The sequence below is a fragment of the Desulfurivibrio modestus genome (assembly GCF_044068625.1).
In the GTDB taxonomy this organism is placed as follows: Bacteria; Desulfobacterota; Desulfobulbia; order Desulfobulbales; family Desulfurivibrionaceae; genus Desulfurivibrio.
Genome location: NZ_JBIPKH010000004.1, coordinates 68543 through 82409, shown reverse-complemented (window position 1 = coordinate 82409; position 13867 = coordinate 68543). Strand labels below are relative to the sequence as shown.

At 61.9% G+C, this 13867-nt stretch carries 11 protein-coding genes; 8 read left to right on the top strand and 3 right to left on the bottom strand.

What is annotated here, in order from left to right:
• Positions 1 to 90 precede the first annotated feature (90 nt).
• From ispG to ACHHRT_RS04170, 3 genes are read left to right on the top strand one after another with little or no spacing between them, the layout of a single operon-like run.
• Positions 91 to 1170, top strand: a complete 1080-nt coding sequence (gene ispG, locus ACHHRT_RS04180) for a flavodoxin-dependent (E)-4-hydroxy-3-methylbut-2-enyl-diphosphate synthase (protein WP_395498002.1) — start codon at positions 91 to 93, stop codon at positions 1168 to 1170.
• Between the two features lie 38 nt (positions 1171 to 1208).
• Positions 1209 to 2936 (top strand): proline--tRNA ligase, encoded by a 1728-nt coding sequence (locus tag ACHHRT_RS04175; protein WP_395498000.1) that lies wholly within the window; start codon positions 1209 to 1211, stop codon positions 2934 to 2936.
• Positions 2937 to 2938: 2 nt separating this feature from the next.
• The gene (locus ACHHRT_RS04170) at positions 2939 to 5128 is read left to right on the top strand and encodes a RelA/SpoT family protein (protein ID WP_395497998.1); all 2190 of its coding nucleotides are present in this window, start codon (positions 2939 to 2941) and stop codon (positions 5126 to 5128) included.
• Positions 5129 to 5133: 5 nt separating this feature from the next.
• Here ACHHRT_RS04170 and rpmB read toward each other — a convergent pair whose 3' ends face one another.
• Complete coding sequence (gene rpmB / locus ACHHRT_RS04165; RefSeq protein WP_395497996.1) at positions 5134 to 5322, bottom strand: 50S ribosomal protein L28; 189 nt, start codon at positions 5320 to 5322, stop codon at positions 5134 to 5136.
• A 356-nt stretch (positions 5323 to 5678) separates the two neighbouring features.
• On the opposite strand from rpmB, the gene resB reads away from it, so the two are divergent.
• The 4 genes from resB (at position 5679) to ACHHRT_RS04145 (ending at position 10542) form a co-directional block, all read left to right on the top strand.
• Complete coding sequence (gene resB, locus ACHHRT_RS04160; protein ID WP_395497994.1) at positions 5679 to 7025, top strand: cytochrome c biogenesis protein ResB; 1347 nt, start codon at positions 5679 to 5681, stop codon at positions 7023 to 7025.
• 12 nt (positions 7026 to 7037) lie between these two features.
• A complete protein-coding gene (gene ccsB, locus ACHHRT_RS04155; protein ID WP_395497992.1) occupies positions 7038 to 7901 on the top strand; it encodes a c-type cytochrome biogenesis protein CcsB in 864 nt (287 codons plus the stop codon).
• 189 nt (positions 7902 to 8090) lie between these two features.
• Positions 8091 to 8390, top strand: a complete 300-nt coding sequence (locus ACHHRT_RS04150) for a c(7)-type cytochrome triheme domain-containing protein (protein WP_395497990.1) — start codon at positions 8091 to 8093, stop codon at positions 8388 to 8390.
• A 124-nt stretch (positions 8391 to 8514) separates the two neighbouring features.
• Positions 8515 to 10542, top strand: a complete 2028-nt coding sequence (locus tag ACHHRT_RS04145) for a penicillin-binding protein 1A (protein ID WP_395497988.1) — start codon at positions 8515 to 8517, stop codon at positions 10540 to 10542.
• A gap of 9 nt (positions 10543 to 10551) precedes the next feature.
• Here the strand turns inward: ACHHRT_RS04145 and ACHHRT_RS04140 are convergent, their stop codons facing one another.
• Positions 10552 to 11229 carry a CBS and ACT domain-containing protein gene (locus ACHHRT_RS04140; protein ID WP_395497987.1) on the bottom strand — a complete coding sequence of 226 codons (678 nt, stop codon included), beginning with the start codon at positions 11227 to 11229 and terminating at the stop codon, positions 10552 to 10554.
• Between the two features lie 227 nt (positions 11230 to 11456).
• Between ACHHRT_RS04140 and pabB the strand changes: the two genes are divergently transcribed.
• On the top strand, positions 11457 to 13403 hold the full coding sequence (gene pabB, locus ACHHRT_RS04135; RefSeq protein ID WP_395497985.1) for an aminodeoxychorismate synthase component I: 1947 nt from the start codon (positions 11457 to 11459) through the stop codon (positions 13401 to 13403).
• Here pabB and ACHHRT_RS04130 read toward each other — a convergent pair whose 3' ends face one another.
• On the bottom strand, positions 13404 to 13865 hold the full coding sequence (locus ACHHRT_RS04130) for a CBS domain-containing protein (RefSeq protein WP_395497983.1): 462 nt from the start codon (positions 13863 to 13865) through the stop codon (positions 13404 to 13406).
• Positions 13866 to 13867: the final 2 nt, after the last annotated feature.

Here is a 13867-nt window from a genome sequence, read left to right as displayed (position 1 = left end):
CTTACCGGAAGGGCCCTTTAATTAAATGTTATCCGCCCTCCCTCCTTTCCGGATGCGCAATCGACGGGCTCCCGTTATAATGAGGTGGTTATGCAGACTCGAAAAAAGAGCAGACAGATCCAGGTCGGCGGCCTGGCCATCGGCGGCGGGGCCCCGGTGGTGGTTCAGTCCATGACCAACACCGACACCCGGGACGTGGCGGCCACGGTCGCCCAGATCGGGCGGCTAACCGAGGCCGGCTGCGAAATAATCCGGGTGGCGGTGCTGGACCCGGAAGCGGCCAGGGCCATCCGGGAGATCCGCGACCAGATCGCCATTCCCCTGATTGCCGACATCCACTTTGATCACCGACTGGCCCTGGCCGCCATGGAGCATGGCGCCCAAGGAATCAGGATCAACCCCGGCAATCTCGGGGGCCAGCAGAAACTGGCCAAAGTCGCCGCCGCCGCCAAGATGCATGGGGTGGCGATCCGGGTGGGGGTCAACGCCGGCTCCCTGGAAAAGGATATTCTGGCCCGCCACGGTCACCCCACCCCGGAGGCTTTGGTGGAAAGCGCCCGCCGCAATATCGGCCTGTTGGAAGCCCTCGATTTCCACAACCTGAAAATCTCCCTCAAATCCTCCGATGTGCTGACCACCATTGCCGCCTATCGCGGCCTGGCCCAGGTCTGCGACTACCCTCTCCATCTCGGGGTCACCGAGGCCGGAGGCTTGATTGCCGGTACCGTTAAATCCAGCGTCGCCTTAGGGATCCTGCTTTATGAGGGGATCGGCGACACCCTGCGGATTTCATTGACCCGGGACCCGGTGGAGGAGATCCGGGTGGCCTATGAATTGCTGCGGAGCCTGCGCCTGCGCCAGCGGGGTCCGGAGTTGATCTCCTGCCCCACCTGCGGCCGCTGCCAAGTCAATCTTTTCAGCCTGGCCGAAGAGGTGGAGCGCCACATCCAGAAGATCGCAACCCCCCTGAAAATCGCGGTGATGGGTTGCGTGGTCAATGGCCCCGGCGAGGCCAGGGAGGCCGACATCGGGGTGGCCGGCGGCCACGGGGTGGGGATCATCTTCAAGAAGGGAAAAATCCTCAAAAAAGTCCCCGAAAACCAATTACTGACTGTTTTTTTAGCTGAAATCGATAAAATGACCAGGGAGCAGACCCCAAACCGTCCCTGACAAAAGTAAACCAAAAAACCAACCCAGGAATTCACACCATGCGTTTTTCCCAACTGCTGTTGCCCACCCTCAAAGAAGATCCGGCCGAGGCCGAAGTCATCAGCCACAAGCTGCTGCTGCGGGCCGGCTTTATCCGCAAGCTCACCGCCGGGGTTTACTCCTACCTCCCCCTGGGCCTGGCCGCGATCCGCAAGGTGGAGCGGATCGTGCGCGAGGAGATGAACCGGGCCGGGGCCCAGGAGGTTCTGCTGCCCATGGTCCAACCCGCCGACCTCTGGCGGGAGTCGGGCCGCTGGGAGAAGTACGGCCCCGAACTGCTCCGCTTCAAGGATCGCCATCAGCGGGAAAGCTGCCTGGGGCCGACCCATGAGGAGGTGATCACCGATCTGGTGCGGATGAACGTCCACTCCTATCGCGACCTGCCCCTCAACCTCTATCAGGTGCAGACCAAATTCCGCGATGAGATTCGCCCCCGCTTCGGCCTTATGCGGGGCCGGGAGTTCATCATGAAGGACGGCTACAGCTTTGATGCCGACGAGGCGGGAGCCGACGCCACCTACCAGAAGATGTATGACGCCTACCAGCGGATCTTCACCCGTTGCGGCCTGGCCTTCCGAGCGGTGGAGGCGGACACCGGCACCATCGGCGGCAGCTTTTCCCACGAGTTCATGGTCCTGGCCGCCACCGGCGAGGATCAGGTGGTGATCTGCCAGCACTGCGATTACGCCGCCAACATGGAAAAGGCCACCGCCCGGGAGATCCGGAGCGAAACCCGCGAACAGCCCCTGCCCCTCAACCGGGTCCCCACCCCCGACCGGAAGACGGTGGCCGAGGTGTGCGATTTCCTGCAGATCTCCAGCGACCGCCTGGTCAAAACCATGATCTGGCTGGCCGACGGCCAGCCGGTGGCGGTGTTGGTCCGGGGAGACCATGAGGTGCAGCCGGTCAAGCTGCAAAACCTGCTGGGGGCCCTGGAGGTCACCCTGGCCGACGACGAGCGGATCGCCGAACTGACCGGGGCCCCGGCCGGATTCCTGGGCCCGGTTGAGCTCAAAATCCCCCTGGTCATGGATGAGGTGGTGGCGGGGATGAGCAACTTCGTCACCGGCGCCAACCAGGCCGACCAGCATCTGGTCAATGTCAACCCCGGCCGCGATTTCAGCGCCACCCACCAGGCCGATATCCGGATGGTCACCGAAGAGGACCAGTGCCCCCGCTGCGGCGGCAAGCTGGCCCTGACCCGGGGGATCGAGGTGGGGCACATCTTCAAGCTGGGCACCAACTACAGCCAGGCTCTCAACGCCACCTTCCTGGACGACCAGGGCCAGAGCCACCCCTTCATCATGGGTTGCTATGGGATCGGGGTCAGCCGAACGGTGGCGGCGGCCATCGAGCAGAACCACGATCGGGACGGCATCATCTTTCCGCTCCCCATCGCCCCCATGCAGGTGATTATCCTCAACCTCACCCCCAAGGATCAGGAGATCAGCGCCGAGGCCGAGCGACTCTATCACGAGTTGCGAAAACAGGGGGTCGAGGTGTTGCTGGATGATCGGGATGAGCGCCCGGGCAGCAAATTCAAGGATGCCGATCTGATCGGCATTCCCATCAGACTGATGGTGGGCAAGCGTTTCAAGAACGATGGGCTGCTGGAGATCCGGACCCGCGCCGACGGGCAGACCAGTGAAGCCACCCCGACCGCCGCCCTGGCGGTCATCGGCGAAATGATCGCCAAGGCCCTCAATCCCGCGGGCGATCGGCCCTGAACGTGACCCTGGCGCCCATGCACAATACCATCGCTGAAATCATCCGGCGGGCGGCGGAATATATGCCCGACGAGGACTTAGCCCCGCTGAGCAAGGCCTACGCCTTCGCCGAGAAGGTCCATGGCGGGCGCCACCGGCTTTCCGGCAAGCCGTACCTGCAGCATGTCCTGGCGGTGGCGGGAATCCTGGTGGCCATGCGACTCGATGTGGCCACCATCACCGCCGGACTCCTCCACGGGGTCCTCAAACAGAAAGAACACCCGGTCAGCCAGGCCAAACTGAAGGAGGAGTTCGGCGAGGACGTGGCCAATATCGTCGCCGGCGCCACCCGGATCACCGCCGTGCAATTCAACAGCCGCCTGGCCTACCAGGCGGAGAATATCCGTAAAATGCTGCTGGCCATGGCCAGCGACATCCGGGTTCTACTGGTAAGGCTGGCCGACCGCCTCCACGATATGCAGAGCATCAACGTGGTGGACCGTGAGCTGCAGGTGGAGATCGCCCAGGAGACCATGGATCTTTACGCCCCCCTGGCCGGTCGCCTGGGGATCGACTGGATCAAGCGCGAGCTGGAGGATCTCTCCTTTGCCCAACTCTATCCCGAAGAGTATCGGCAACTGGCGGCCAACATCCAGACCTCGCTGCCGGAGCGGGAAGCCTATGTGGACCGGGTCAAGGAGCACCTCTCCCGCCATCTGCGCCAGAACGGCCTGGAGGATTTTCGGATCCTGGGTCGCCCCAAACATCTTTACAGTATCCAGAAGAAGCTGCTGGTCCAGAATATCACCCTGGACAAGGTTTACGACAAGGTGGCTTTCCGGATCATTGTCCACAACGTCAAGGAGTGCTACCAGGCTTTGGGGGTTATCCACTCCCTCTGGGCCCCCATCGACGGCCGCTTCAAGGATTTCATCAGCCACCCCAAGGCCAACGGCTACCAATCGGTCCATACCTCGGTGATCGGCCCCGACGGCGACTTCATGGAGATCCAGATCCGGACCGAAGAGATGGACCGGGTGGCGGCGGAGGGGATTGCCGCCCACTGGGCCTACAAGGAGGGCCAGGCAGCCAGCACCCGCGACGTCAAACTGTTCAAGTGGCTCAAACAACTGGTGGCGATGCTGCAGGAGCTGGAAGACCCGCGGGAGCTGCTGGATACGGTCAAGGGAGAGCTGTATGAGGATGATATCTATGTCCTGACCCCCAACGGCGAGGTCAAAGGTTTCCCCAAGGGCAGCACCCCCCTGGATTTCGCCTACAGCATCCATACCGAGGTGGGTCATCACTGCAGCGGCGCCAAGGTCAACGGCCAGATCACCCCCCTGCGGACCCCGCTGAAAAACGGCGACGTGGTGGAGATCATCACCTCGCCCAACCAGAAACCGGGCCGCAACTGGCTGCATATCGTCAAGACCAGCCGGGCCCGCAACCGCATCCGCCAATGGCTCAACCAGGCAGAGCGGGAGCGGAACCTGGAGAAGGGGCGGGAGATCTGCGAGCGGGAGCTGCGCAAACACGATATCAGCCTGAAAAAGCTGCTGCGCACCGGCCATCTCAAGGAGGTACTCAAAAAGCTCTCCTGCAACTCCCTGGATGATTTGATGCATAAGGTGGGGGCGGGCAAGCTGCCCATGGTCGCCATCCTCCGCCTGCTGCAGCCAGAAGAGCTGCGCCGGGAAGAGCTGGCCGAAGAGCAGGCCCTGCTGAGCCAGGTCGGCAGCAACCGGGGACGTTTGGGCCGGGGCAGGCAAGGCAAAGAGGAGATTGTCAGAGTGGAGGGGGCGGTGGGAATTCCCACCAAGATCGCCAACTGCTGCCTGCCGGTACCCGGAGACGAGATCATCGGCTTTATCACCACCGGCCGAGGGATAACGGTCCACAAGAGCAACTGTCCCAACCTGCTGGCCGGTGAGGCGGAAAGAAGAATCGGGGTGAGCTGGTCGGGGGAGGGCAAAGTTCCCTACCGGGCTTCGGTCCAGGCCCTGGGGCTGAACCGCAAGGGGCTGCTGGCCGCCCTGAGCAGCACCATCACCAACGACGACGCCGACATCGCCAGCCTGGAAGCCAGCACCGCCGCCGATGGCGGTGCCCGTTTCAACATGGTGCTGGAAGTGGAAGGGATCGAACACCTCAACCGCATCCTCCAGCACATCCGGCAGCTGGAGGGGATCAGCGACGCCTTCCGGAACTGAAGAAATTACTTGGTCACTGCTCCCGAGCGCAGACAGCGGGTGCAGACCCGGGTACGGCGGGCGTTACCGCCGGCGGTGGCCATCCGGACCCGTTGCAGGTTGGGCAACCAGCGGCGCCGGGTTTTGTTGTGCGCGTGGCTGACATTGTTACCGACTTCGGGCTTCTTGCCGCAGATTTCGCATACCTTGGACATCTCGGTACTCCTTAATGAAAGCATCTATTATATTGTTGCAAACTGATCTGGATAACCACCGCTCATCCTCCGCCACATGGCCGTAAAACAGGCCGGGCTGGTGGTCGTGAGCACAAGACCGGTACTTATAACCCAACCGAAGCACCTTGACAACCATATTTTGTTTCAAGGGTCGGCCCTTTCAGGGCTGGTGTCGAGAAGCCATACCCCACCCCGTTTTCCTGTTGACACCACCGCGTGGAATATTGTAATAAAGCGAACTAGGCGCAACCGTCCCCCGAACAGCCGCCAAGGCACGCTCCCATTCCCCACCGACCGCATCACTCAGAGACACTAAATCAGAAACGGGACCACCAATGACTAAAGAACAAAACCAGGTGTGGCGTTTATTCGCCTCGGTAAAACTCGCCCTGTGGCTCATCGGCCTTTTGGCCGCAACCTCGATTCTCGGCACCATTATCCCCCAGCACAAATCCCCGGAGTACTATATCCAGGAGTACGGTTCCGAATTGGCCCGCCTGCTCCAGGTAATGGACATCGTGCCCAACATGTACGGCTCCTGGTGGTTTGTCGCCTTGCTGATCATCTTTTCCATCAACCTGATCGTCTGCAGCCTCGACCGGCTACCGAACACCTGGCGGATGGTGGTGCTTGACAATCTGGAGACCACCCCCGAACGGTTGCAGAAGATGCCGCTGAAGGCCGAGATGCAGATCAACGAGGAGGTTGGCTCGGCCGGAGAGCGGGTTCGCCGGCTGCTGGCCGATGCCGGCTGGAAGACCGAGACCCGGGACAAGGAGGGGGGGGTACTGCTCTTCTCCCAAAAAGGAGCCTGGTCGCGGCTGGGCGCCTACATCATCCACATCAGCATCCTGATCATCTTCATCGGCGCCCTGACCGGCTCGGTGTTCGGCTACAAGGCCAGCATCATGTTCCCGGAGGGGGAGACGGTGGAACATCTCTTCGACCGGAAAACCGGTCAACCGATTCCCCTTGGCTTCCGTCTCCACTGCGAAACCTTCACCATCGGCTACTACCCTAACGGCATGGTGCGGGATTACCGCTCCGATGTGATAATCATCGATCCGGAGATGTTTGCCGAACCCCTGCGCACCGCCATCCGGGTCAACCACCCCCTGAAACATCGAGGCTTGACCTTCTACCAATCCAGCTATCAGCCCCTAAGTGAGTTCCTGATCACGGTCCGGAACACCAAAACCGGACTCGAACGCACGGCCCTGGTCTCTCCCCGGCGCCAGGTGACCTGGGAGGAGGAAGGGGTTGTTTTCGGGGTAACCGAGACCATGGCCGATCGCATGGGTCGGGTCCATGAGTTCCGGATCTGGTTCGACAGCCCCGGGGCCGATCCCTCCACCTTCGGGATGAAAGATAAGCAGAACGTGACCGTGCAGCGACCGGAAGCCGACTACAGCTTCTACGTCCAGCAACGCTACGCCACCGGCCTGCAAGTGGCCAACGACCCCGGGGTCTGGATCGTCTACCTGGGTTGCGGCCTGATGATCCTGGGCCTCTACGTCGCCTTCATGATCACCCACCGCCGGGTCTGGGCCTACCTGAGTCCGGCCGATAACGGCGGCAGCAAGCTGCTGCTCTGCGGCGGCAGCAACCGGAACAAGGCATCTTTTGATCAGCGTTTCACGGAACTGGCCCAACGTCTGCGTCAAGACCAAGCCATCAACTAAAGAGGAAGGACCATGGAAAGCGCCCAACTGCTCAATCTCACCACCTTTGCCTACCTGGCCTCGGCGATTCTCTACGTCGCGATCCTGATCTTCGGGGCCAAAAACAGGACCATGGGCCTGATTGCCACCCTGGTCACCATGGGCGCCCTGCTGCTCAGCACCATGGGAATTCTGCTGCGCTGGAACGAGGCGTTCAAGCTGGGCTTCGGCTACTACGCGCCCTTTTCCAACATGTACGAATCCCTGGTCTTTTTTGCCTGGTGTATCGCCCTGGGTTACCTGGTGCTGGAATACGTTTACAAGAACCAGACCCTGGGCGCCTTCGCCATGCCCTTCGCCTTCGTGGCCCAGGCCTTTGCCGAATACTGGCCCCAATGGAACCAGGATCTGCGCCCCCTGCTGCCCGCCCTGCAGAGCAACTGGCTGATCGCCCATGTAATCGCCAGCTTCATCGGCTACGCCGCCTTTGCCATCGCCTTCGGAATGGCGGTGATGTACCTGACCAAGGCCCGCAACGTCGACAGGAGCGGCAACCCGGACGGGACCGGCCTCTTTGCCGCCCTGCCCCCCCTGAAGGTGATCGATGATGTGATCTATAAGACCATCTTCTTCGGTTTTGTCCTCTTCACGGTGGGCGGCCTGATCTTCGGGGCGATCTGGGCCAACTCGGCCTGGGGAACCTACTGGAGCTGGGACCCCAAGGAAACCTGGTCCCTGATCACCTGGTTCGTTTACGCCGCCACCCTCCACGTGCGCTACACCCGGGGCTGGAGCGGCAAAAAGATCGCCTGGCTGGCGGTCCTGGGATTCTGCTCAACGGTATTCACCTACTACGGGGTCAACTTCCTGCTCGCCGGACTCCACAGTTACGGTTGATGACAACCCCCGGGATCGTGCTTATAAATCCGAGAGATACCCGACAAAAAGATTGACTACGCCAAACGGGCTGGATTATAACCCTCATCTAAATATTTTGTGAACTGTATCACAATATGGATTCCGCCGGCTTGGTTGTCCGCCGGCCGACGGGTTCGCAACCAGTAACAATAAAAAGGAGGAACACAGATGAAATTCGTCACCACAGGCATCATCACCGCTGTAGCTGCCCTGGCCTTCACCGGCGCCGCCCTGGCCGTAGGCCCCGGCAAGACCGTGGAATTCGCCGGCGGCAATCTGGGCGCGGTAACCTTCAGCGGTGAGGCCCACAAGGGCATGGGCTGCAATGAGTGCCATCCCAACCTCTTTGCCATGGGCAAGGGTGTCAAGATCACCATGGCCGACCACAACGCCGGCAACCTCTGCTTCGGCTGCCACAAGAAAGACGGCACCGCCAGCGCCACCTGCGCCGATTGCCACAAGAAGTAAAACCTGCCTCGCAACAGGCAGCTTTTTTGCTTGGCCTGCGAAGAAGACCGCCCCAGCCGGGCGGTCTTCTTCGGCTCCTCTCCGTGCCCCCAGGGCTCAACTCGCGTCCACCGGGCAGAATTAAGTGACCCTCCGCCGCCCCCGTCCAGCCGTCTGGAATCACAGCCAGTTATCCCTGCTCCTGCTGGGGGTCGCCACCGGCCTGACAACCCTGATCTGCTTCATCCTCTTTCTCTTCATCACCCTCGATCTGCCGGATATCAGCACCCTGGACAGTTATCAACCGGCCCAAACCACTCTGATCTATGATGACCAGGGCGCGGTGGTTGAGCGGGTTTTCCATGAAAACCGGGTGGTGGTGCCTTTGGGGCAACTGCCGGAACAGTTGCCCCAGGCCTTTATCGCCGCCGAGGATGCCCGCTTCTACGATCATGGCGGGGTGGACGCCTGGTCCATCGTCCGGGCCTTGATCCACAACCTGCGCTCCGGCGAGCGGCGGCAGGGAGGCAGCACCATCACCCAGCAAGTGGCCCGGGCCCTGCTGCTCAGCCGGGAAAAAACCTATACCCGCAAGATCCGTGAGGCGATCCTGGCCTACCGGATCGACCGCCGCCTGAGCAAGGAGGAGATTCTCCATATCTATCTCAACCATATCTACCTGGGCAGCGGCGCCTATGGAGTGGAGGCGGCGGCCCAGACCTACTTCGGGAAATCGGCCGCCGAGCTTAATCTGGCGGAGATCTCCCTGCTGGCCGGCCTGCCCCAGGCCCCCAGCCGCTATACCCCCTTCCGCCAGTACACCCTGGCCAAAAGGCGGCAGGCCTACGTGCTTAATCGGATGGCCGAGGAGGGGTACATCACCCCCACCGGCGCCCGTCGGGCCTACCTTCACCCCCTGCTCTGGGCCCCTCCCCAAAGCATTGCCCCAGAAAACGGCTATTTCCTGCAACAGGTAAAGAACCAGGTGGAACAGCGCTATGGCCGGCAGCTGCTCTATGAGGGGGGCCTGAGGATCTATACCAGTTTGGACCAGGAGCTACAGCGGAGTGCGGCCAAAGCGGTGGAACAGGGAATTCGCGACTGGGAAAAACGACGGCGAGGGGCCCAGGCCACGGAACGGCCCCAGGCCGCCCTGATCGCCATGGAGAGCAAAACCGGGCTGGTCAAGGCGGTCAGCGGCGGTATCGACTTTAATGAAAGTCAGTTTGACCGGGCGATCCAGGCCCGGCGCCAACCCGGGTCCGCCTTCAAGCCCATCATCTACGCCGCCGCCCTGGAAAAGGGGATGACTCCGGCGGATATCATCATCGATGAGCCGATCAGCTTGCGGGGGGCCGGCCCTCGCCAGGTCTGGGAGCCAAGGAATTTCGGCAACCGCTTCCACGGCCCCACCACCCTGCGGGATGGCCTGGTTTATTCGCGCAATATCGTGACCATCAAAATTTTGCAGCAGATCGGGATCAGGCCGGTGGTGGAGCTGGCTCGTCGGCTGGGGATATCCAGCCCCCTGACCGACAACCTCTCCCTGGCTCTGGGCTCCTCGGAACTATCGATGCTGGAGCTTACCGCCGCCTATGCCGCCTTTGCCAATGGCGGCATGGGCCAGCAGCCGGCTTTTATCAAGAGCATCAAGGATCGGCGTGGCCTTCTGCTGGAACAGGCCCGTCCCGGCACGACACGGGCCCTTGACCAGCGCACCGCCTATCAGGTTACCAGGCTGCTGGAGGGAGTGATCAAGGAGGGTACCGGCCGCGGCGTCAGTAGCCTGGGTATTCCCGCCGCCGGCAAGACCGGCACCACCGACCGCTACATGGACGCCTGGTTCATCGGCTACAGTCCCGAGCTGGTGGCCGGAGTCTGGGTGGGATTCGACCGGATGACCACCCTGGGCAGCGACGAAGGGGGCGGCCGCACCGCGGCTCCAATCTGGCTGGCCTTTATGCGGGAGGCCAAGGGGCAGCTGGCCGCGGCGGAGTTCCCCCGGCCGCCGGGGGTGGTGCTGATGCCGATCAACAATGCCATCGGTGACTCCGAGGAGGAGGGAGCGCGCATCTCCTGGGAGGCCTTCCGCACCGACAATCTGCCCCCGGCCCTGCTGGCCCCGCCGCCGGCTCCTACGGAAGCAGAGCGCGGCCTGCCGGCCGAGGGTTGAAAAAAATATTTACTTGCGGGGGCGGTTTTTGACGTCGTCAATCCCCATATCCACCACCGTGAAGTTGGCCAACAGTTCGCGGTCCAACTCCTCGGCCACCGCCTGATCGGCCACGGTGACCCGGATCGACACCCGCTTCATCCCCTCGGGAGCGTCCTCGAAGGAGGTCAAGACGCTGATCACCCGGGCTTCGAAACGGCGCAGGGTTTCAACCACCCTGGTCACCGACCCGGGGGAATCGGGCAGATCGAAGGTGTAGCGGCGGGCGCCATCCTTGATCCCGGTGCTGCGGACAAAGGCGCGCAACACGTCGGTTTCGCTGAGCAGGCCCACCAGATGGCCGCTATCATCAACCACCGGCAGACCGGAGATCTTGTCCTCCAGCATGATCACCGCCGCCAGTTCCAGGCTGTCCTTGCCCCGCAGGGTCAGGGGCGAAGCGGTCATCACGTCCTTAACCTTCATCTCGGAAAGCAGGTAATAAAGCTCGTGAATATCCAGGGTGGCGGTCTTGGAGGGCGAGGCATCCTTGACATCACGGTCGGTGACGATGCCGATCAGCTTACCATGGGAAACCACCGGCAAACGGCGAATGGCGTTCTCCTTCATGATCCGGGTCGCCCGCATCAGCGAGGTATTCTCATCAACGGTCAAAACGTTCTTGGCCATCCAGTCTTCAATCAGCATGGTCTCCTCCAGGTTAAAAGGGGCGGCCGCCGAGCCGATTTTCCCGGCCGTCTCGGCGAAATGGATTTAATTTGGGAAACTCCTGTTTATATAAAGTATTACCCTTACTGCCGCAACAGGATTAGTAAAGAAAGGGAGGGCCGCCAGGGCACTTTTGGCCCCGCGCCCGGAGGCCGCCGCCGCTTTTTTCCTTGCTAATCCCGGGCACAGGCCTTAATAAACCCCTCATGCGCCAACAAGCAATTCCAGATGGCAAACCGGGGCGACCCTTCACCGACCGGCAACTGGACTCCATTCTCCATTTTTTGGAGGGGCAAGAGAGTTTTGTCCTGCTGGAAAGCGCCAGAATCTCGCAGGAAAACCACCGCTCCCTGCTGTTCCTGCGCCCCCGCAAGCTCCTGATCATGACCCCGCAAACCCGGGTCGCCGATTTTTTCGCCGCCCTGGAGGCCGAGCTGGGCCAGGGCCATTATCTGGCGGGCTGGTTCGCTTACGAGCTGGGCTATCTACTGGAACCCCGTCTTTACTCCCTGCTGCCGGAAACAGAACAGCCGCTGGCCCTCCTGGGGGTGTTTGATCCCCCCATAATCTACGACCACCTCCAGGGCACCACCGTGGCGGGAGGGGAAGCCCTGGGGGCCGACAGTGGCCGCCCCGGGAAGCCGATGGCCACCAGCGCCACCGGCCGGACAAGCTTCGCCCCCCCGCACCTCAGTCTTGCCCCGGACCAATACCGGGAGCATATCCAGAGGATTCGGCAATATATCGCCGCCGGTGACACCTACCAGGTCAACTACACCCTCAAGCAGTACCAAGCCAACGAACAGTCAGCCGGCGACCTTTACCGCGCCCTGCGCCGCAATCAGCGGGTCTGCTACGCGGGGCTGGTTAAGCTGGGCGGGCAAACCACCCTCTCCTTCTCGCCGGAGCTCTTTTTTCGCAAACGGGGAAAGGTCTGCCTGGTTCGACCGATGAAGGGTACGATCCGCCGGGGGATGACCCCGAAGGAGGATGAAGCCCTGATCAGTTTCCTGGGCCAGGACAGCAAAAACCGCAGCGAAAACGTAATGATCGTCGATCTGTTGCGCAACGACCTGGGACGGATCTGCCGTCCCGGCTCGGTGCGCACCACGGCCCTCTTCGAGGTGGAGAGCTACGAAACCCTGCACCAGATGACCTCCACCATCCAGGGGGAGTTGCGGGAAGGGGTTGGCCTGACGGAAATTTTCCACGCCCTGTTCCCCTGCGGCTCGGTGACCGGCGCCCCCAAGATCCATACCATGGAGATCATCCGGGAACTGGAAAGCGAGCCCCGGGGGGTCTATACCGGCGCCCTGGGGTTCATGAGCCCCGCCGGAAACGAGATGGTCTTCAATGTACCGATCCGCACCGTGACCCTGGAAGAGCCGGGCAAGGCCTGCATGGGAATCGGCTCGGGCATCGTCTACGATTCCGACCCGGAGCGGGAGTGGCAGGAGTGCCTGCTCAAGGGCAAATTCCTCAGCCATCCGACTCCGCCGTTCCTCCTGATCGAAACCATGCTCTGGCGGCCGCCAGCGGGTTATCTCTTGCTGGAATTGCACCTGGAGCGGCTGCTTGCCTCCGCCGCCACCCTGGGATTCTACGCCGATGAGGAGGAGGTTCGCCAGCGCCTGCACCAGTTGGCCCAAGCTTTTACCCTCCCCCAGCGGGTCCGCCTTACCCTGGCCAAGGATGGCGAGTTGGATCTTGAACACGCCCCCTTCACCACTCAGGGCTGTTTTTCCTGGCAGGAACTGCCCCCGGGCAGAATCGAGCAACTGCCGCGGGTGACCATCTCCTCCGCGGCCACCGATCCGGACCACTACCTGCTCTACCATAAGACCAGCCAGCGCCGCCTTTATGATGAGGAGCGGAGCCGGGCCCTGGCGGCGGGGTACTGTGAGGTACTGTTCACCAACAAGCGGGGAGAGTTGAGCGAGGGGGCGGTGAGCAACCTTTTTGTCCGGCGCCAGGGGCGGCTGCTGACCCCGCCACTGACCGCCGGCCTGCTCAACGGCGTACTGCGCCGCCACCTGCTGCAGCATGAAGACCAGCCCCTTTACGAAGAAACCTTACGCCCCGAGGATCTGACCACCGCCGAGGAGATCTATATCGGCAACTCCCTGCGGGGGCTGATCCAGGTCCGGCTCTGATCAGCCCTGGGGGGGCCGGGCCAGGGTGCGAATGATATCGGATTTGCCGATCACTCCCACCAAACGCTGACCCTCCATGACCGGCAGGGTGTGCAGATGCTTTTCCGCCATGATGGTGGCGATCTCGTCCAGGGGGGTATCGGGGGCCACGGTCACCGGTTTTTTGGTGCAGATGTCTCCCACCCGGCTGCCGGCCATCTTGTTGACCTCCTCCTCCACCTTCCCCGCCCTTTCCAAAAAGATAACCGCTTCCAGGATGGTGATGGCGGTGGGAATGTGCAATTTTTTGGCCTGATCGATCAGGTCGCTTTCGGTCACCACTCCCACCAGTCGACCCTCTCCGTCCACCACCGGCGCCCCGCTGATCCTTTTGGCCCACAACAGGGCGGCCAGCTCCTCCACCGGCATCTCAGGCCCCACCGTCACCACTTCCCGGCTCATGATCTCTCGCGCAACAGGCATTG

Bases quoted from the DNA above. Each gene is read 5' to 3' on its own strand.
- ACHHRT_RS04130 (WP_395497983.1), bottom strand. From the start codon at position 13,865: ATGCCTGTTGCGCGAGAGATCATGAGCCGGGAAGTGGTGACGGTGGGG.
- rpmB (WP_395497996.1), bottom strand. From the start codon at position 5,322: ATGTCCAAGGTATGCGAAATCTGCGGCAAGAAGCCCGAAGTCGGTAAC.
- ccsB (WP_395497992.1), top strand. From the start codon at position 7,038: ATGGAAAGCGCCCAACTGCTCAATCTCACCACCTTTGCCTACCTGGCC.
- ispG (WP_395498002.1), top strand. From the start codon at position 91: ATGCAGACTCGAAAAAAGAGCAGACAGATCCAGGTCGGCGGCCTGGCC.
- ACHHRT_RS04140 (WP_395497987.1), bottom strand. From the start codon at position 11,229: ATGCTGATTGAAGACTGGATGGCCAAGAACGTTTTGACCGTTGATGAG.
- pabB (WP_395497985.1), top strand. From the start codon at position 11,457: ATGCGCCAACAAGCAATTCCAGATGGCAAACCGGGGCGACCCTTCACC.
- ACHHRT_RS04150 (WP_395497990.1), top strand. From the start codon at position 8,091: ATGAAATTCGTCACCACAGGCATCATCACCGCTGTAGCTGCCCTGGCC.
- ACHHRT_RS04175 (WP_395498000.1), top strand. From the start codon at position 1,209: ATGCGTTTTTCCCAACTGCTGTTGCCCACCCTCAAAGAAGATCCGGCC.
- resB (WP_395497994.1), top strand. From the start codon at position 5,679: ATGACTAAAGAACAAAACCAGGTGTGGCGTTTATTCGCCTCGGTAAAA.